17 protein-coding genes and 2 riboswitches are annotated in these 19,810 nt (G+C 41.2%); of the genes, 1 reads left to right on the plus strand and 16 read right to left on the minus strand.

Features of this window, described 5'->3' with window-relative positions; translation table 11 throughout:
- On the plus strand, positions 1-201 hold a 201-nt coding region (locus tag BM098_RS13745; protein ID WP_234987464.1), incomplete at its 5' end, for a hypothetical protein.
- Between the two features lie 133 nt (positions 202-334).
- On the opposite strand, the gene purD is transcribed toward BM098_RS13745, so the two are convergent.
- From purD to BM098_RS08915, 16 genes are all read right to left on the minus strand, one after another.
- Entirely contained in the window at positions 335-1,585 is a 1,251-nt protein-coding gene (gene purD, locus BM098_RS08840; protein ID WP_089832511.1) for a phosphoribosylamine--glycine ligase, read from the minus strand.
- Between the two features lie 21 nt (positions 1,586-1,606).
- Positions 1,607-3,139, minus strand: coding sequence for a bifunctional phosphoribosylaminoimidazolecarboxamide formyltransferase/IMP cyclohydrolase (gene purH, locus BM098_RS08845; RefSeq protein WP_089832513.1), 1,533 nt, complete (start codon positions 3,137-3,139; stop codon positions 1,607-1,609).
- Between the two features lie 17 nt (positions 3,140-3,156).
- Positions 3,157-3,732, minus strand: a complete 576-nt coding sequence (gene purN / locus BM098_RS08850; RefSeq protein WP_089832515.1) for a phosphoribosylglycinamide formyltransferase — start codon at positions 3,730-3,732, stop codon at positions 3,157-3,159.
- The gene (gene purM, locus BM098_RS08855) at positions 3,719-4,750 is read right to left on the minus strand and encodes a phosphoribosylformylglycinamidine cyclo-ligase (RefSeq protein WP_089832516.1); all 1,032 of its coding nucleotides are present in this window, start codon (positions 4,748-4,750) and stop codon (positions 3,719-3,721) included. The genes purN and purM overlap by 14 nt, the downstream gene beginning before the upstream one ends.
- 16 nt (positions 4,751-4,766) lie before the next feature.
- Complete coding sequence (gene purF, locus BM098_RS08860) at positions 4,767-6,176, minus strand: amidophosphoribosyltransferase (RefSeq protein WP_089832518.1); 1,410 nt, start codon at positions 6,174-6,176, stop codon at positions 4,767-4,769.
- Positions 6,152-8,380: a phosphoribosylformylglycinamidine synthase subunit PurL gene (gene purL / locus BM098_RS08865; protein WP_089832520.1), complete on the minus strand. Its 2,229-nt coding sequence runs from the start codon at positions 8,378-8,380 to the stop codon at positions 6,152-6,154. Before purL ends, purF begins: the two co-directional genes overlap by 25 nt.
- Positions 8,364-9,047 carry a phosphoribosylformylglycinamidine synthase subunit PurQ gene (gene purQ / locus BM098_RS08870; protein WP_089832522.1) on the minus strand — a complete coding sequence of 228 codons (684 nt, stop codon included), beginning with the start codon at positions 9,045-9,047 and terminating at the stop codon, positions 8,364-8,366. Before purQ ends, purL begins: the two co-directional genes overlap by 17 nt.
- Positions 9,044-9,292 carry a phosphoribosylformylglycinamidine synthase subunit PurS gene (gene purS / locus BM098_RS08875; protein ID WP_089832524.1) on the minus strand — a complete coding sequence of 83 codons (249 nt, stop codon included), beginning with the start codon at positions 9,290-9,292 and terminating at the stop codon, positions 9,044-9,046. Before purS ends, purQ begins: the two co-directional genes overlap by 4 nt.
- On the minus strand, positions 9,289-9,996 hold the full coding sequence (gene purC, locus BM098_RS08880) for a phosphoribosylaminoimidazolesuccinocarboxamide synthase (protein ID WP_089832526.1): 708 nt from the start codon (positions 9,994-9,996) through the stop codon (positions 9,289-9,291). Before purC ends, purS begins: the two co-directional genes overlap by 4 nt.
- Positions 9,997-10,020: 24 nt before the next feature.
- Positions 10,021-11,316 (minus strand): adenylosuccinate lyase, encoded by a 1,296-nt coding sequence (purB, locus tag BM098_RS08885; protein WP_089832528.1) that lies wholly within the window; start codon positions 11,314-11,316, stop codon positions 10,021-10,023.
- A gap of 148 nt (positions 11,317-11,464) precedes the next feature.
- Positions 11,465-12,583 carry a 5-(carboxyamino)imidazole ribonucleotide synthase gene (gene purK / locus BM098_RS08890; RefSeq protein WP_234987465.1) on the minus strand — a complete coding sequence of 373 codons (1,119 nt, stop codon included), beginning with the start codon at positions 12,581-12,583 and terminating at the stop codon, positions 11,465-11,467.
- The gene (gene purE, locus BM098_RS08895; RefSeq protein ID WP_089832532.1) at positions 12,570-13,061 is read right to left on the minus strand and encodes a 5-(carboxyamino)imidazole ribonucleotide mutase; all 492 of its coding nucleotides are present in this window, start codon (positions 13,059-13,061) and stop codon (positions 12,570-12,572) included. Before purE ends, purK begins: the two co-directional genes overlap by 14 nt.
- Before the next feature lie 152 nt (positions 13,062-13,213).
- Positions 13,214-13,312, minus strand: a riboswitch (purine riboswitch).
- A gap of 80 nt (positions 13,313-13,392) precedes the next feature.
- Positions 13,393-13,662 (minus strand): NETI motif-containing protein, encoded by a 270-nt coding sequence (locus BM098_RS13990; protein ID WP_373863178.1) that lies wholly within the window; start codon positions 13,660-13,662, stop codon positions 13,393-13,395.
- Positions 13,559-14,203: a DUF2179 domain-containing protein gene (locus BM098_RS08905; RefSeq protein WP_089832534.1), complete on the minus strand. Its 645-nt coding sequence runs from the start codon at positions 14,201-14,203 to the stop codon at positions 13,559-13,561. The genes BM098_RS13990 and BM098_RS08905 overlap by 104 nt, the downstream gene beginning before the upstream one ends.
- A gap of 314 nt (positions 14,204-14,517) precedes the next feature.
- Positions 14,518-15,816: an NCS2 family permease gene (locus BM098_RS08910; protein ID WP_089832536.1), complete on the minus strand. Its 1,299-nt coding sequence runs from the start codon at positions 15,814-15,816 to the stop codon at positions 14,518-14,520.
- Between the two features lie 121 nt (positions 15,817-15,937).
- Positions 15,938-16,038, minus strand: a riboswitch (purine riboswitch).
- Between the two features lie 325 nt (positions 16,039-16,363).
- On the minus strand, positions 16,364-19,810 hold the full coding sequence (locus BM098_RS08915; protein WP_089832538.1) for an ABC transporter permease: 3,447 nt from the start codon (positions 19,808-19,810) through the stop codon (positions 16,364-16,366).

Here is a 19,810-nt window from a genome sequence, read left to right on the forward strand (position 1 = left end):
TTATATAAGCGATTTGAAAAAATGGCCTTCATGCCCATGATACACACCCTCTCTTTTTTTGTGACGGTCATTGTTAGTGCTTTAATTATACCATGTGGAATATATGTTTGTCACTTCAAAAATATTCAAAAATATTCAAAACAAGCAATTCATCACCCACCTAGTGCTGACGCACTTGAGGAAGGTGTCTTCTCGCCTTAATGCGATAAATGGAGATCCACACGTGCGATTATGCCTTTATGTATATTTAATAACAATAAAAGCAGACCGCTTTGATCTGCTTTTTTAGTTAGCTCTGAAACTTTATTGGATTGCTCATAATCTATTGTTTTCGTTAGGCTTTTTCACCAATATCTTTACGGTGGAAAAAATCATCCGTGTGATCAAAGTGCGTTAAATAGCGATATACCGACGCGCGTGCTTCTTTTACCGTTGGCTTAACCGACCCAACAAGTAAGACACGTCCACCGTTTGAGACAAAGGTATCGCCGACTTGTTTTGTGCCGGCATGAATCACGTAACAATCCTCATCTTCTGGAAGTTCTGGTAGAGTAACACCTTTATTATATGCGCCCGGATAACCTTTGGCCGCCACAACCGTGCCAATCGCATAGGCATCTTTAAACGTTAACTGTGGATCGTGACCTTCACTTACTGCTTCAATCACATCAATGAGATCATTTTCTAATAGCGGCAAGACCACTTGTGTTTCAGGGTCACCAAAGCGTGCGTTAAATTCAATGACTTTAATCCCAGCCTCTGTTTCAATCAGACCCGCATATAATAAACCCGTATACGCTCGCCCTTCTTTCACCATCGCTTTAGCAACAGGTTTAAGTACGTGTTCAATCGTAAAGTCAACCTGACTGTCTGCTAAGTCAGCGAGTGGGCTATACGCCCCCATACCGCCGGTATTTGGCCCTTCATCATGGTCAAATGCCCGTTTATGGTCACGGGCTGGAATCATTGGATAGACGTTTTCACCTTCAACAAACGCGAACAGTGAAAATTCTTCTCCGTCTAAAAATTCTTCAATCACGACGCGAGCACCAGAATCACCAAAGCTATGATTGAGAAGCATATCCTCTACCGCATCAATTGCTTCTTCTTCTGTCATTGCGACAACGACACCTTTACCAGCCGCTAAGCCATCTGCTTTAATGACAATTGGTGCACCTTTTGCCTTAATATAATTAATTGCTTGTTTGGCATCCGTAAACGTTTCATATTCCGCTGTTGGAACCTGATACTTTTTCATTAAGCCCTTGGTGAAATCTTTACTACCTTCAATGATGGCAGCTTCTTTCGTCGGACCAAAAATCTTTAAGCCTGCTTCTCTATAAGCATTCACAATCCCTTTGGTTAAAGGGACTTCTGGACCAACGATGGTCCAATCAATCTGCTTTTCTTTCGCAAAATCAATTAACTGATCAAAATCTGTTTCATTAATATCTACACACGTTGCTTCAAGACTAATCCCAGCATTTCCTGGCGCGACAAACACCCCAGCGACGCGAGATGATTTATTCAGTGTTTTTACTAACATATGTTCACGACCACCGCTACCAATCACAAGTACATTCATTTCAGCATGTCCCACTTTCTCTTAGTGTTTAAAGTGACGCATCTTCGTCATAACCATAGCTAAACCATGCTTATTACACATATCAATTGAATCTTGGTCACGTTTTGAACCACCTGGTTGAATAATCGCGGTGATGCCACTCAAGGCCGCATTTTCAACGGTATCCGGCATTGGGAAGAATGCATCAGAAGCAAGGGTTGCGCCTTTTGCTTTCTCACCCGCTTGTTCAATCGCGATTTTCGCCGCCCCGACACGGTTCATTTGACCCGCACCGACACCAACCGTTTTATCCGCTGTCGCAAGGACAATCGCGTTTGATTTCACATGTTTTACCACTTTCCAACCGAACAATAGCGCTTTTAGTTCTTCTTCTGTTGGCTTGCGGTCGGTCACAACTTCTAAGTCATCCACTGTTACCTGACCAGCATCACGGTCTTGGACGAGTAAGCCACCTAAGACACTGACGACTTTCTTTTGATCGGTCGTATCTTTCGTGAAGTCCGTTTCCAGTAGACGTAAATTAGGTTTTTCTTTTAAAATCGTTAACGCCTCATCACTAAAGCTTGGTGCGATCACAATTTCTAAGAAAATCGTCTTTAACTGTTCAGCTGTGGCTTTGTTGACTTCACGGTTTAACGCAACAATCCCACCAAAGATAGAAATCGGATCTGCTTCGTAAGCTTTATTAAACGCCGCTTCGATGGTGTCACCAATTCCAACACCACAAGGGTTCATATGTTTTAATGCAACCGCGACTGGCTTTTCATCAAATTCTAACGCAATTTCAAGCGCCGCATTTGCATCTTGAATATTATTATAGGAAAGTTCCTTACCATTTAACTGTGTGCAGTGCGCAATAGAAGCGCCTTGGTAGTTGGCTTTTTCATAAAACGCTGCTTCTTGATGTGGATTCTCACCGTAACGCAGAGATTGTTTTAATTCATAGCTTAGTGATAATGTTTCAGTATCTTTTTCACCCGTCAATGTCACAAAGTACTCCGCAATTAAACTATCATAATGCGCCGTATGGCGGAATACTTTTGCTGCGAGTTGTTTGCGCATCTGTTTGTCACTACCTGCTTGTAATGATGTAAGCACCGCATCATAATCAGCTGGGTCAACAACGACCGTCACATCACGAAAATTTTTCGCCGCCGAACGCAACATGGTCGGGCCACCAATATCAATGTTTTCAATCGCCACTTCTTCTGTGACGTCTGGCTTACTAACCGTTTCTTTAAACGGATATAAATTGACGACAACAACATCAATCAAACCAATCTCACGCTCATGTAATTGGGACATATGGTGCTCATCATCACGACGAGCAAGTAGACCTGCATGGATCACCGGATGAAGTGACTTGACCCGACCATCTAAAATTTCATCTGAACCGGTAATTTCTGAGACTTGTTTTGCTTCAAGACCACCGTCATGTAAAGCTTTAAGTGTTCCCCCTGTTGATACAAGCTCATAGCCGAGTTCAATCAAACCTTCGGCAAATGGGACAAGTCCCGTTTTATCAGATACACTGAGTAATGCTCGTTTTTTCACTTAAAATTCCCCCTTGGTTATTGTTGAAGTAACGATTGAATCGTCGCTGGATAAAGTTGATGCTCAACTACCTGAATCGCGCGTTGTAAATCACCACGCGCGTATGTGTCTGATACTTTTACAGCTTCTTGAGCGATAATACGACCTGTATCCATTCCCTCATCGACATAATGAATCGTCACACCTGTTATTTTAACACCAGCATCAAAGGCTTGACCAATCGCATCTAAGCCTTTAAAACTCGGCAAGAGCGAAGGATGTATATTGATGATTTTCCCTTCATAGGCGTGAAGGAGCGTTGGACCAACAAGGCGCATATAGCCGGCTAAAATAATAAAATCAGCCTCAGCTTCTTGTAAAGCTTCCACAATTTCTATTTCAAACACACGCTTATTTGGATATGACTTAGGGTCAAAAACAAATGTTTTCAACCCTTTTCGTTTCGCTTTATCAATGACCGCACTTGTTGGAACATCACTCACGACAAGCGTAATGGCTGCGTCAAGTGTGCCCGCTTCAATTGCTAGTTGAATCGCGTCAAAGTTTGACCCGGTACCTGAGGCGAATACAGCTAAGTGCTTAGTTTTCTTCAACAAGTCTCACTCCTTCACCTTCGGTGACGGTACCAATATGAAAAGCTTCTGATGTTTGTTCATTTAAAATATCTAATGCTAAAAACTTCTCTTCTTCTGCGACAACAACCGCCATACCAATGCCCATATTAAAGACACCAAGCATATCTTCAAATGAAAAGTCTGCTTGTTTTTGTAGGTAATTAAAAATCGGTAACACGTCCCAGCTACCCTTTAAGATATCCACGCCTAATCCTTCTGGCAACATCCGTGGTAAATTCTCATTAAAACCGCCACCCGTCACGTGGCTGAGACCTTTAATCGTTATATGATTTTTTAATTGTTGAATCAGTTTCACATAAATACGGGTCGGTTCAAGGAGCGCTTCACCTAAGGTCATACCAAGTTCGTCAACATAGTCAGTTAAACCAAGTTTTTGTTCCTCAATAACTTTTCTTACAAGGGAAAAGCCATTAGAATGCACACCACTTGATTTAATCCCAAGGACAACATCGCCTTGTTCGATCGTTTCACCTGTAATCAGGTCAGGCTTATTGCCGATACCAACGGTAAAGCCAGCTAAATCATACTCACCCTCTTGATACATCCCGGGCATTTCAGCAGTCTCACCACCAATAAGAGCGGCGCCACTCATCACGCAACCTTCCGCAATACCTTTGACGATTTGTTCGATTTTTTTAGGTTCATTCTTCCCACAAGCAATATAGTCTAAGAAAAAGAGTGGGTCAGCACCTTGACTAACAACATCGTTAACACACATCGCCACTAAGTCAATGCCAACGGTATCGTGTTTATTTAACTGAAACGCTAACTTCAACTTCGTTCCAACTCCGTCTGTACCAGAAACTAAGACCGGTTCTTCGTAAGACATCGATGATAAATCAAATAGTCCTGCAAAGGCACCCACACCACCGATGACTTCTTGTCGGTTTGTACGCTTAATATGTTTTTTCATTAACTCTACTGCCTCATATCCGGCATGAACATCGACACCGGCCGATTTATAAATATCGCTCATTAAAAATCCTCCTCCATTATTCTTTACATACTGGATTGATTGATTCTGGATAGATTTCTGTTGGGTATTTTCCGGTAAAACATGCATGGCAAATCCCTTGTTCTATCGTATCTTCTATCACGATAGATTTTTCTAATCCTTCGACAGATAAGAAGGCAAGTGAATCGGCACCAATTTCTTCACACATCTCTTCAATTGAGTAATTTGCCGCAATTAATTCGCCTTTTGTCGAAGTATCAATCCCGTAATAGCATGGATTAACAATCGGTGGTGAAGCAATGCGCACGTGGACCTCGGCTGCTCCCGCTTCTTTTAGCAAATTAACAATCCGGCGTGAGGTTGTTCCACGCACAATCGAGTCATCAATCATCACAACACGTTTGCCTTCGACAATCCCACGTACTGGTGAGAGTTTCATCTTCACCCCTTGTTCGCGTAGTTCTTGCGACGGCTGAATAAACGTCCGACCGACATAACGATTTTTAACTAACCCAATTTCATACGGAATGCCGGATTTTTCTGAGTAACCAATCGCGGCACTAATACTTGAATCTGGTACACCGGTGACAATATCAGCTTCAACCGGTGCTTCTTTCGCAAGTTGTTTTCCCATTACTTTCCGAGAAGCATGAACATTTAAACCATTCACATTACTATCCGGGCGTGAGAAGTAGACATATTCCATCGAACAAAGCGTCCGTTTCATTGGTGAACTAAACGTCGTTGAGCGTATTCCTGATTCATCGATTACAAGAAGTTCTCCAGGTTTTACTTCACGTTCATATTCTGCTCCAATGAGATCAAACGCACACGTTTCACTCGCAACAACATAGCTATCACCAAGTCGACCGAGTGATAGCGGCCGAAGGCCGCGCGGGTCTAAAGCAACAAACATTTGATCTTCTGTCAAAATCGTAAACGCATAAGCGCCCTTGATCATACCAAGTGCTTGTTTAATCGCCTCTTCAAGTGGTAAGTGACCACTGCGTTTGATAAGGTGGGCGACGACTTCTGTATCAGACGTTGTTTGCAGGATACTGCCTTGTGCTTCTAAGTTTGACTTTAGCGCAAAGGCATTGACTAAGTTTCCATTATGACAAAGTGCAAGACTCGATGTTTGTGAGCGGAAAACGAGCGGCTGCACATTCTCATAGCCGCCCCCACCTTGTGTCGTATAACGAACGTGTCCAATCGCACTGCGTCCGGGTAAATTTTTAATTTGTCCTTCACTAAAGACCTCATTGATTAAACCGATGCCTTTATGAAGATGAAGAGCCTCTCCATTACTCGTCACAATACCAGCACCTTCTTGGCCACGGTGCTGGAGAGCATGGAGACCATAATAGGTCATTTCAGCTGCTTTATCATGGCCAAAGATACCAAAGACACCACATTCTTCATTTAAGCCTTTGATTTCAGCAAGCATGGGATAGCTCCTTTCCATAAATCTTCTAATAGTTGCACCGATTCTTCAATCACTGTTTCACCACTAACATTAATGACAAGTTTTTTGTCATCTGTCACGGTTCCGACAACTTCGGCCTCCGGAATAAGTGCGGTCACACGGTCAACATTTTCACCCTTTACAGAAATCACGTAGCGTGACTGCGTTTCACTAAAGAGGAGTGATGTTGCGTCACCCTCTAAGTCAACCGTTGCCCCAAGCGTTGCTTGGTTAAATAACGTTTCACTTAAAGCGACAGAGAAACCACCTTCAGAGATATCGTGTGCCGATTGAATAAGACCTTGTTCAATCGCCTCAAGTAAAGCGTCACCACGCTTACGTTCAACTTCTAAATCAACTTCAGGTGACTGAGCGAAATACTTGCCTTCTAACACATTTTGAAGTTCACTACCACCAAATTCTGGTTTTGTTTCACCTATGACTAGAATCACGTCATCCGCTTGTTTCATGTGTTGGGTCGTAATATATTTCGTTGAGCGGATTAATCCAACCATGCCGACGATAGGCGTTGGGAAAATCGCTTGATTATTTGTTTCATTATAAAGCGAGACATTCCCGCTAATTACTGGCGTATCAAGAGCAAGGCAGGCCGCACTCATACCATCAACCGCTTGTTCCATCTGCCAAAAGTTTTCTGGTTTATCTGGGTTACCAAAGTTTAAACCATCCGTGATCGCAAGTGGTTTCGCACCTGTTGCGTAAATATTACGAGCCGCTTCACTGACAGCAATCTTACCACCGACAAACGGATCTAAGTAAAGGTAGCGCGAGTTACAATCCGTTGTCATCGCAATCGCCTTATCATAGTCGCGAATTCTAACAACCGCCGCATCAGACCCAGGACTTACGACCGTGTTCGCTTGAACCATTGAATCATATTGATCATAAACATATTCTTTACTTGCAATTGTTGGTTGTTGTAAGAGTTGTTTCAACATTCCAGTATAATCATCAACAACGGGGGCGTAAGGAGCCATTTGTTGAAATTCTTCGTAATAAGTTGGTACTTTTGATGGCTTATAATAAACTGGCGCATCTTCTGCGAGTGAGTCAACTGGAATATCACAAACGACTTCCCCTTTATGCAGGAGCCGGAATTGTTTATCCTCCGTCACATGACCAACATTCACCGCTTCTAAACTGTATTTTTTAAAGATATCAACAATTTCTTGTTCACGCCCTTTTTCAACGACAAGTAGCATGCGTTCTTGAGATTCTGACAGCATCATTTCGTAAGCCGACATGTTCTGTTCACGCTGTGGAATAAGGTCTAAATTCATTTCCATCCCCATACCTGCTTTACTCGCCATTTCAGATGCGGATGAGGTTAAACCAGCTGCCCCCATATCTTGCATCCCAACCAGGGCGTCACAATGAATCGCTTCAAGGCACGCTTCAATGAGGAGTTTCTCCATGAATGGGTCTCCTACTTGCACGTTTGAGCGTTTGCTTTCTGAGTCTTCAGTCAAGTCTTCTGAGGCGAAGGTTGCCCCGTGAATCCCATCACGCCCAGTTTTTGAACCAACGTATAACACGGTATTACCTAAACCTTTAGCAATCCCTTGTTGAATATCTTTTTTATCAATTAAACCAACTGCCATCGCATTGACGAGTGGGTTCCCTTCATAGGAATCATCAAACTGCACTTCACCGCCAACTGTCGGGACACCAACGCAATTACCGTAACCGCTAATGCCATGGACGACTTCATCAAAGAGGTATTTAACGCGTGGATTATTCAATGAACCAAAACGCAATGAATTTAGAGAGGCAATGGGTCTTGCGCCCATAGAAAAAATGTCGCGGATAATCCCGCCAACACCAGTCGCTGCTCCTTGATAAGGTTCAACCGCTGAAGGATGGTTATGACTTTCGATTTTAAAGGCAATCCCTTGATCATCGCCAATATCAACAATCCCAGCCCCTTCTCCAGGTCCCTGGATGACTTGTGGACCTTCGGTTGGAAATTTTTTTAAAAGTGGTTTAGATGTTTTATAACTACAGTGCTCGGACCACATCACAGAAAAAATACCGGTCTCGGTGAAGTTTGGGCGACGCCCTAAAATCTGTTTAATTGACTGATATTCTTCATCAGTTAAGCCCATTTCACGATAATGATATCCTGTTTCAATTATTTCTGGACTTACTTCACGCGTTTGTTGCATATTGGTCCCTCCAATTTTTAAGCATTGATGTAAACATCTTTAAACCGTCATCACTTCCAAGTAAACGTTCTGCGGCTCTTTCTGGGTGCGGCATCATACCTAATACATTGCCTTGTTTATTAACAATCCCGGCGATATCACGAACTGAACCATTCGGATTATTTTTATACGTAAACACAATCTGCTTATGCTCAACTAATTCAGCTAATGTCTGATCATCACAGTAGTAGTTACCTTCTCCGTGAGCGACGGGAACAGAGATAACCTCATTTTTTTCATAGTCAGTTGTAAACAGTGTCTCATTATTGTTGACAACTAATTCTTCAAAGTGACAGATGAATTTAAGGTTCTGGTTACGAATCAATGCGCCTGGTAATAGACCTGATTCGAGTAAAATTTGAAACCCATTACACACCCCTAAAATCGGCGTACCTTTTTTTGCCTCACGGCGCAGTGAGGTGACGATGTCTGATGTTGAAGCAATCGCCCCACAGCGTAAGTAGTCACCATAAGAGAAACCACCGGGAATTAGAATCGCATCATAGCCTTCTAGGGCAGCATCTTGATACCAAACAAGTTCGGCCTCAGCACCGAGGGCATCCTTGGCCGCATGATACATATCACGGTCACAATTAGATCCTGGAAAAACAATCACCGCAAACTTCACTGGGCTACCCCCTCCTCAATCTCATAAGTAAAGTTTTCAATGACTGGGTTGGCAAGAAGCTTCTCACACATGACATTCACCTGTGCTTCGACGTCTTCATGATCGATAAACATTTCAATCAGTTTTCCTACTCGAACATCATGTACCCCGTCATAACCAAGTGTACTAAGTGAGTTTTCAATGGCTTTTCCTTGTGGGTCAAGAACCCCTTCTTTTAACGTTACGTGAATACTTACTTTTGTCATGATAATTCCTCCAACCGTGATAGTATGATTTGGTACACATCGAGTAAATTTCCTGTCCCTTGTCTAAAGACATCTTTATCTAAATGTTGCTTTGTGTAGCTATCTTCTAATCGACACGTATCAGGTGAGATTTCATCACTTAGAATTATCTCACCCGCGCTGTTTCTGCCAAATTCAATTTTAAAATCAATTAGGTCTAAATTTATTTGATGAAAGAAACGTTTCAGTGCGTTATTAATCTTTAGAGTTAGCTCATAAATCTGGTTAAGTTCTTCTTTAGATACATCGGTCAATAAAAAGACATGTTGGTCATTAATGAGCGGATCATTCAAGGCATCATTTTTATAAAACCATTCTACTAAAGCCGGTTCGAAGACCGCGTCTTCTTTAATTCCTAATCGATTGTTTAAGCTATACGACGAGCGATTTCTCACAACCACTTCAATCGGTATGATCGATGTTTTATAGACACGTTGGTCGGTATCGTTTAACGTTTCAATAAAATGATGAGGAATTGCTTCGGTCGTTAAGTAACGAAAGACGTGGGCAGTAATGAGATTATTGAACCGTCCTTTCCCCGTGAACTGAGCTTTTTTCTTACCATTAAAGGCAGTTGCATCATCTTTATAACTAAGAATAAGTTCGTCTTCTTTATCTGTTTGATATACTTTCTTAGCCTTACCTTCATAAAGTAGTTCAAGCATGTCATCATCCCTTTTCTATTAAAATTAGGCTAAGCCAATACGCTCAAAAATACCGTCAACGTTCTTTAAATGATACGTATAATCAAAACAATCATCAATTTCTGCTTGGGTGAGAAGCGAGGTAATCGCGTCAACGTCTTCAATCAATGATTTAAACGAAATCCCGTTCTCCCATGCTTTCATCGCATTTGGCTGGACAATATCGTAAGCCTCTTCACGACTCATCCCTTTATCAATCAACGATAAGAGGACGCGTTGTGAGAAAATGACGCCGTAAGTGCGGTCAATATTACGTTTCATGTTGTCTTCAAATACGGTTAAGTTTTTCACAATATTGCTGAAGCGATTTAACATATAATTAAGCGTAATCGTCGCGTCAGGAATAATGACCCGCTCTGCGGATGAATGCGAGATATCACGTTCATGCCAAAGACTCACATTTTCATAAGCTGTCACCATATAGCCACGCATGAGACGGCTCATCCCCGTCATATTTTCCGACCCGATTGGGTTACGTTTATGGGGCATCGCTGATGATCCTTTTTGACCTTTATTAAAGAACTCTTCCACTTCTCGTGTTTCGGTCTTTTGTAGCCCGCGAATTTCTGTTGCGAACTTTTCAATCGAGGTCGCAATTAAAGATAACGTCCCGATATACTGCGCATGGCGATCGCGCTGCAATGTTTGTGTTGAGACAGGAGCAGGGGTGAGACCAAGTTTTTCACAGACATAGTGTTCAACTTTTGGATCAATGTTGGCATAGGTACCAACAGCACCTGAAAGCTTACCTGTTTCAATGACTGCACACGCATCATCAAAGCGTTTTAAGTTACGTTTCATTTCTTCATACCATAAGGCCATTTTTAAACCAAACGTCGTTGGTTCAGCATGTACACCGTGTGTGCGTCCCATCATCACGGTATGCTTATGTTCAATCGCCTTATTTTTTAAAATCTCGATAAAGTTGACTAGATCCTCGCGAATAATTTCATTCGCCTGTTTCATTAAATATGACAGGGCTGTATCTACCACATCAGTTGAGGTTAAACCGTAGTGAACCCACTTTTTCTCTTCGCCGACCGTTTCTGACACCGCACGTGTGAAGGCAACAACGTCATGACGTGTTTCTTGTTCAATTTCAAGAATACGGTCAATATCAAAGCTTGCTTTCTCGCGTAATTTTTTCACATCTTCTGTAGGAATGATACCGAGCTCACTCCATGCTTCACAAGCTAATAGTTCCACTTCCAACCATGCTTGATAACGGTTTTCATCTGTCCAAATCCGACCCATCTCTTCGCGTGTATAACGTTCTATCATTCATTTTTCCTCCTGGCATGTCGCTTATTTTTATCTACTGTTTTTTTCTCTACCAAGATCTATTCGTCTCTCTATTTCTTATTCTCTATAGTAAAAGCTTGTCCCCGTGACGTTCAATTGAGCGTCAATTATCTCTCATTCTCTATTATTATCTGTGCAGCACCTTTATTTTTTGATTAAGGGCTTCTCTTGATTCAGCCACGATTGTTAAGTGACCGACTTTCCGCTTTGGTTTGATGTCACTTTTTCCGTACATATGAATATGCACATCCGTTAAGCGTTCTGGATGATTAAAGTATTGCTTTAAATTATCACCGAGTAAATTAATCATCTGACTGGCCCCATGGAAATAGATAGGTAAAAGTGGCAAACCAACAATCGCCCGAATATGTTGTTCAAATTGACTGACGTTACAGGCTTCAATCGTATAGTGACCAGAGTTATGCGGGCGAGGGGCAAGTTCGTTCACATAAATCTCTTCACCCTTAACGAAAAGTTCTAGGGTGAAAGTTCCGACAACGCCAATCGTTTCGGCGATCTCTCTAGCTGCTTGTTTAGCCTTATCGATCACTGTATCAGATACACTTGCTGGTACGGTTGTGGTATGCAAAATATGATCGCGGTGCACATTTTCACCTACTGGGAAGTAGCACATCTCTTTGTCCATTCCTCTAGTAAACACAACTGAAATCTCACAATCAAAGTTGACAAACGCTTCATAAATTAGTCGCTCGCCCCGCTCAAGCAGATCTCGCACGCCAGGTAAGTCAGCTGATGTTTTTAGTTTGACTTGGCCCTTACCGTCATAACCGCCGCGGCATGTTTTCACAACCGCAGGTAAGCCGATTGTTTGAATCGCTTCATCTAATTCAGCTTCAGACGTAATAATTTTAAACGGACTGACCGGTTGATGACTATCAAGCATCGCTTGTTTTTCTTTTTCACGGTCTTGAGTGATCTCTAGTGATTTCGCACCTTGAGGTAGGACGCCTTCAGCTTCTAGATAGCGTGCGGCTGCTAAATCAACATTTTCAAATTCGTAAGTCACAACGTCCGTCTTCTCGCGTAATTGTTTTATTGCTTCTAAGTCATCATATTTAGCCACAATCTGTTCATCTGCAAGTTGAGCGGCCGGACAATCAGGTGTTGGGTCAAGTACAATCAAATGATACCCCATATGCCTTAAAACTGTAGCCATCATGCGACCGAGTTGTCCCCCGCCGATGATACCGATTGTTTTCCCGTACAGTAAACTATTGGCCGGCAAGTTCATCCCTCATTTCTTTTACCTTCTCTTTCATTTCAAGACGATATGTTGCTAATGTTTCAGCGAGTGTGTCATCTGTTGTCGAAAGAATCTGTGCTGCTAACAGACCAGCATTTTTACTTCCTGCTTTACCTATGGCAACTGTCGCAACAGGAACACCGCCCGGCATCTGGACAATTGAAAGCAGTGAATCAAGACCGTTTAATGCTTTTGATTCAACCGGTACACCTATGACTGGTAAGGTTGTGGAGGCCGCGATCATACCTGGTAAATGAGCGGCGCCACCCGCACCTGCAATAATGACCTTTAAGCCTCTTTCACGCGCTTCTTTTGCATAAGTCGCCATATCTTCAGGCGTGCGATGAGCAGAAATGACATCTTTTTCATAAGAAATCTGACATGTCTCTAACACGTCACAAGCATGTTTCATTGTGTCCCAATCAGAAATACTTCCCATAATTACACCAACTTGTGCCATTTTATCCCTCGTTTCTAATAATTATTCATTAAAAAAGCACATACTCACCTTCACGTCATGGATTAGATGAGAGAAGATGAACATGCGCTTAATCATCGCCGATTAACACAAACAATCACAAACAACGTTTAACTATTGTTAAACATGATTTGTTTTGATTCACCTGCTCTCATAGTCCATTATTTACGGTAATGGGTAGAAACTTTTGAGCCTTATTCTCAAATTATATGAGGCGAGTTTATATCATTTTTATAGTTTTTTCTGCATCATTATCATAACAATTACAAGGGGGTTAGTCAATAAAAATCGAACAATAAATTACATTAACAATTTATTGTTCGTCTTTAATCAAGATTGCATCAAATGTAATATCACTTGAGACAACTTTATTCACTTTTGAGCCATTTTCTAACACTTCTTCAAATACCGGTTTTTCCACTCGACGTACTGGCATATAGCCTGCCTGTTTGATGCGGTCTAAGCAATCATCAAGCGATTCATTCGTCTGTTTTATGAAGCGTTCTTTCTTTCGTTTCTTCTGAGACGTGGATGCCTTCTGATTCGTTGATGACGTGCATGATCGTTTCTTCTTGTTCGACACTGCGTTTAATCTTTCCTTTCTTCACTTTCTTCACCCAGAACCCGCCATTGATTTGTTTCGGTTCGTAAGAAATAATGAAAGCTTTTGGATCAATTTCTTTGATTGTATGATACAAATGACTTTCATATTTACGTGGAGTGAGAATTTGCATTGAGAGACGGTCACCTTCCATACCGTAAGCATACCAACTGGTAACACCATAGCCGTTTTCTCTTAACCGTTCGGTAAAGTTAAGTTCCGGGTCACTTGAAATGACATTAACCGTTGTGTAACCAAGTGCCAAGCGTTCTTCGATTTTTGAACCAATAATGACACCAATACCGTAACCAATCCCATAGGCAATTAAGTTTTCAATTCGGTCTAAGTTATCCAGTACTAACCCTAAACCAACGGTATAAAGCATAATCTCTAATGTTCCGATGGCAGCGGCAATATATTTTTGACCCTTTAACGTTAAGATCACTCGAATCGTGGACAAAGAAACGTACACGATATTAACTGATAAAATAATCAGTATAATTCCAATTGCACTATCTAACATAGTTTAAAACCTCCCAATACATATTGTATAATAGACACGCTGTTTTTTCCAATGAACGCCTTTAATTATTTTTCATACACTAATGGTGGAGATGATGGGGATGAAGGCTTCGTTAGTTGAACTACCATTCTTACAAAGTTAGAGGAAGGTGGCTTTTCGCTCTAAGATGATAAATTTCTTTAAGAGAAATCATCGCTTATATCCGTACCGAAAAAGACTCAGAGTATGTAGTAAAAAAGCACCGGCTATAGTCTTTATAGCCGGTGCTTTAGTGTGTCTGTTTATACAACTTCATAAATAGATTTAATGTTAATTTAACTTAAGAAGGCTAGGAATAACACAAAGATAACTGATAAGACCCACATTAGACCTGGAATTTCTTTGCCACGACCGCGTGCTAACATCGTAATTGGATAAAATGTAAATCCAACCGCAATACCTGTCGCAATACTATAAGCTAGTGGCATCATAATAATCGTTAAGAAAGCTGGCACAGCTACTTCGATGTGATCCCATTCAATTTCTTTTAAGCTTGAAACCATCATCACACCAACAATAATTAAAGCAGGTGCCGTTACCGCACTTGTCACCACACCTAACAGTGGAGAGAAAAATAGCGCTAAACCGAAGAAGAGAGCCGTAAAGACAGCCGTAAGACCTGAGCGTCCACCCGCGCCAACACCGGCCGCTGATTCAACGTATGATGTCGTTGTCGATGTTCCTAAAACGGCGCCAGTTACGGTTGCGACAGAGTCTGAAAGTAGCGCTTTACTCGCGTTTGGTAATTCATTCCCTTTCATTAAACCAGCTTTTTCTGCAACGGCTACAAGCGTTCCAGCAGTATCAAAGAAGTCAACAAACAAGAAGGTTAAAATAACACCGAGCATTTGCAAAGTGAAAATATCACCAAAGTTGGTGAATGCTTGACCAAATGTTGGCGCAATCGACGGTACAGAACCAAATACTGCACTTGGTAAGTCAATCAATCCAAAGACAATACCAGTAACTGCCGTAATGACCATACCGTAGAACACACCACCGCCAACTTTAAGTGAAATTAAGACGACAGTCACAACAAGACCAAAGATGGCAAGTGCGGTGTTACCGTTTGAAAAATCACCTAACGCTACAAGTGTTGCAGGATCGTCCACAATAATACCGGCATTTTGGAACCCTAAAAAGGCGATAAATAAACCAATACCACTACCCACGGCGAGTTTTAAATTTTTTGGAATCGCATTGATGATTGCCTCTCGCACACCTGTCAAAGTCAATACGATAAAGATTAAACCAGATACTAATACACCACTTAACGCTGTTTGCCAAGGAATACCGTAATCACCTACAACAGTAAAAGCAAAAAACGCATTTAGTCCCATACCAGGCGCGAGTGCGATAGGGTATTTCGCGTAAAGACCCATCACGAGTGTACCGATGACGGCTGCAAGTGCTGTTGCTACATAAATTGCATCTTTATCCATCCCTGATGCTGATAACACGTCTGGGTTAACGAATAAAATATATGCCATCGCAAGGAAGGTGGTTAAACCTGCCATAAACTCTGTTTTGACATTTGTACCTAACGCTTTTAAATTAAAATACTTTTCTAACATAATCCTCTTCCCTTCTTTGTTTCGTCGGCATAAAAAAACACACCAAAGATCATTAATCTTGAGTGTGTAGTGTTTAGTCAGAAGTTTTTCATAAACATATAAATAAATAATAGCATCAAACGATGATTATTCACTTCTGCGTAGACAGACCATTTACGGTGGTCAGTAGAGACTCATGAGCCATATCCTCAAGATTATACGACGAAATATTTAGTTTTATTTTGATTACATCGTTTATCATACATGGTTCGGTTTTAATCGTCAATAGCAAAAAACGAATATTATTAAAAAATATCAATCTATTATTCGGATACAACATTTATTTAACAGAATATTTCAATAAAAAAAGGTGAATGTTAGTGTTTTCCAATTCATTCAGCAAATATACTCTAGTTGTGATAGCTTGACAGACGTTCCACAATTAAACAAACAACCGCAAGTCCCTAGTATCAGGAATTACGGTTGTTTTTAATTATTATTTACAGTGTTTTAATTATCTTTTAAAGCCAAGACAGGCAAGCATACACATCTAAAAACATTTTATCTCTTATTCATTTGATTTTAACGCTTCAATCATATCCACATGTTTGAGTTTCCGGTGCATCATCAACATCACCATCGTTGAGAAGACCATGGTAAGAATCGCCGCATACAGATAACTCGTCCATGATAAACTCGGATTAAACATCATATTATCCATCGAAGCAGTATCTAATACAAAGATGTGTAACAGACGGCCGAATAAGCCCCCGGCAACAATCCCCATCAGTGTCAAAATAATATTCTCTCGGTAAATATACATCGTCACTTCATTATCATAAAACCCGAGTACTTTAATTGTTGATAATTCCCTGATTCGTTCTGACACATTAATATTGGTTAAATTGTATAGCACAATAAAGGCTAAGCCAGCTGCTGAGACAATTAAGACAACCACGACAATATTGAGACTTTCCATCGAATCTTCAAATAAATTAAGCATCGACTGATTATAACTAGTTGTAATGACATAGTCCGAGTCACTTAAAGCATCGCTCAGTTCAGCTTCAAAGTCTTCACTGTAGGGATACTTCAACAGTTCGGCATTATATTCTAGCACGGTTGATTGCATGGATTCGTAGATATCTGGACTTAGATAGAGGTAATGGCCCGCATAGTTTTCGACTACCCCTCCAACCGTAACGGTAAGCGCATCATCATCCGCTGTTGTAAGAGTTAGGTCATCTCCTTTTTCCACTTCAAATAAGGTCGCTAATTTTTCAGTAATGATCGCCCCGTCTTTTTCTAAATCAAACGTTTCAGCACTTGTTCTATTTTTAAGTTGAACGAACTGATCGAGTTCTGCTGGGTTTTCAGGGACAAACATCGTCACATCCTGTGGTGTGACCCCAGACTTATTAGCATCAAGTGTTTCTTGATAAACCATTAACGATGCTTCAATCGTCTCATTATCCGCGATAATGTCTCGATACACTTCTTTTTCAGTTGATGACGCCGCACTATCAAGTGCCACAACCGCTTCATAATTCATCACTCGACCAAATTGCAAGTCGACAATCCCTTCAACTGCTCCTTTTAGGCCAAATCCAGTAATAATAAGAGCGGCACAACCACTGATTCCAATCACAGTCATTAACATCCGCTGTTTATAACGGAACAGATTTCTAGCGGTCACTTTCTGCATAAAGTTCATTCGACGCCATAACGGTGTGATCCGTTCGACTAGAATACGTTTTCCAACCTTTGGTGCTTTGGGTCGCATCAGAATAGCAGGTGTTGTTTTTAGGTCTTTACGCAACACATACCAAGCAGTCACTAAACTAGAGAATAACGCGACAGCAAGCGAAATCAAAGTAAATGACCAATAAAAATCTAACGCAAGTGGTGGTAAGTTATACAGAATTTGATAGGCATTAAAAATCACTTTTGGTAATAACGTGTATCCTAAGGCTAACCCGAGAATTGCCCCAAATAAAGTTGCAGATAAAGCATAAAGATAGTATTTCTTTTGAATATCACGGTCGGTGTATCCCAGTGCTTTCAATGTTCCCATTTCTATCCGTTGCTCTTCAATCATCCGTGTCACTGTCGTAAGTGTGACAAGTGCAGCGATTAAGAAAAAGACAACCGGGAAAATCGTTGCCAAGTCACTCATCCGTTCAGCATTATCCTCAAACTCCACGAGTTGACCGTTATCATGACGAACGGTTAAGTAATATGTTGGCGCCTCCAGTGTATCAAGCTCTTCAAGGGCGTCATCAAGTTCTTGTTCTGCTTCTTCGATGTCACGTTCAGCGTCTTGTCTTTCTTCATTAAACGTTTGAAGTCCTTCCTCATAGTCCGCTTGTCCTTGAGCGAGGTCTACTCTTGCTTCTTCTAATTCACTTAGACCTTGGTCATACTCAGCCCATCCCTCATCAAGCTGACGCCGACCATCGGCAAGTTCTTGTTCCGTTTCCGTGCGCTGATTATTTAAGTCGGTGCGCGCATCTTCAAGGGCTTCTTTTCCTGCCTCAATCTCTTGAAGACTGCCTTCTAATTCTTGTTGCTGCGTTTCTAGCTCAGCGCGTTGCGTATTAATCTCATTGATATTCGTTCGAAGCTCAGAAATACCGGATGTTAAGCTAGCATCGGTTGAGGCGATAACCGTCTTAATCTCTTCTTGTGTCACCGTACCGTTAAAGTAACCTTGTAATAACGAGGATAGTGACGTTTCATTAAATGTCACTTCAGCTGTCTCATCAATCCAGTCTTGTTTCATCCCATCTGTCAACTGATCCGTTGGTGTTTGAAATAATGCCGTGAGCTGTTGATTTAATTGACGAATCTGATCTCTTTGGTCAAGTAATGCCGTCTCTTGGGTAACTAGATCGACAAAAGGTTCGTTTAATTGATTTAGTCCCGCTTCTATTTCACTTAGACCGTCTTGTACTTGTTGTTCACTTTCTTCGAGCGTTTCTTCTTGATCTCGAAGTTGTTTTTTTGCCTTTATCATTTCTTGTTCGAAAGTGTCAACACCCTCGCGGTAGTTTTGTTCCTCACGGTCAAGTTCTAAAAAGGCTTCTTCAAGATCAGCTTCAGCTAATTCAAGTTCTTCTTTACCAGTTTCAAGTTCTGTTTTGGCTTCTGTTAATTCTTGTTCAGCATCCGAAAGTTCTTGTTTGGCCTCTTCTATTTCAGTTCGACCTTCTTCAACCTCTTCTTCAGCATCAGCCTTTATCTGATCAAGACGCCCCGTACCGACGTCTTCTAAGGCTGGTTCATAGGTATCTTTATAATCTTTCATTTGATCTATATAAGTATCACTGTACATCGACTGATTCGCTGATGCTTTAAATGTGACAAACAGATCCGTATACACATCAAGCGTAAAGACATCCGCTTGAACAACACCAAAAGCATCGAGTTGACCACGACCAATCGTCGTCTGACCTCTTGAATCATTAGTAATAAAACGTGGTGATGTGACAAAACCTACGACGGTATAAGTTGATTCTGAGACGGTATCAGAAAGATTCGAATCCTTATTACCACTATAAATCATGACTTCATCACCAAGCTCATATTGACTTGTTATCACATCGCTATAGTCAAGTGCTATTTCATTTGGCCGTTCAGGTAAACGGCCTTCATCTACTCTGAATTGATTGAGTTGATTTTCTTCATCATAACCAATTAACTTGATGACTAACCTATCTTCCCCAAAGAGTACATCACTGCTGTAATGACCTTCAAGCGCCTCTATTTCTTCTTTATCGTCTAATAATGCATATTCTTCTTCGTCTAATCCATAATTAGATTGAATGTGTAAATCGTACAAGTTTTGTTGATCAAAATAATCATCGGCCGTCTTCAACATATTTGGTCCAGTTGCTTGCAGACCAGCGAAGAAACCAACACCAAGTAATATTAAAAATAAAATCGAGAAAAAGCGTGCTTTTGAAGAAGTTATCTCACGCCAAATCATTTTATATAGGGCTGTTTTTTTCTGCAT

It is taken from the genome of Halolactibacillus halophilus (assembly GCF_900115605.1).
Classification (GTDB): Bacteria; Bacillota; Bacilli; order Bacillales; family Amphibacillaceae; genus Halolactibacillus; species Halolactibacillus halophilus.